The sequence below is a fragment of the Micromonospora aridisoli genome (genome assembly GCF_056150025.1).
Genome location: NZ_JAXCFK010000097.1, coordinates 1 through 598, shown reverse-complemented (window position 1 = coordinate 598; position 598 = coordinate 1). Strand labels below are relative to the sequence as shown.

Annotated in this window: 1 pseudogene; it reads right to left on the bottom strand. The window is 32.1% G+C overall.

The features are described from left to right. Positions 1–376 precede the first annotated feature (376 nt). Positions 377–496 (bottom strand): annotated as a pseudogene (locus SM447_RS29540) (IS982 family transposase); the annotation flags it as partial. Between the last annotated feature and the right edge of the window lie 102 nt (positions 497–598).

The following is a 598-nucleotide window of genomic DNA, read 5'->3' as shown; positions in this document are numbered from 1 at the left end:
AGTAAAGAGGCTATTACAGAAGAACAATTAGAATTAACGACATTGCGAAAAGAATTACGAGAAGTTAAAATGGAGCGAGATATCTTAAAAAAGGCAGTAAGCACCTTTTCCAAGAGCGACAAGTAAGATACCAGTTTATAGTTGATCACAAAGAACAGTATCCAGTCGAGAAGTTGTGTATGTATATGAGGGTTAGTAAAAACGCCTATTAATATTGGTTAAAGGTTTCCCCAAAGAAACGGCAGAAGTTATCCTTGCTTTATTTGAGACAGCGCATAAAAGCCCTGTTTATTAAAAGTAATGAAGTATATGAAAGTGTATGAATTCAAAAATCATTAGAAACCTGAGTTCGATTATTAAAACAAACAAATTTGATTTATTGTTTTTTAAGTAAAAAACAATACGCAATAAATCCAGTGATCATATTGCTAAGGAAATTACCGAAACTTCTGTGTCTAGAATGTTCTACTTGGCAAATATTTTTCAACTCATCATTTGGTAGGTAGTACTGATTTAGAACTTGATACAGAACACGTTTCTAAACTATTACCATAGATGCACTAATACGTGATTTTAATGCTAAAAAAGCATACTCCTC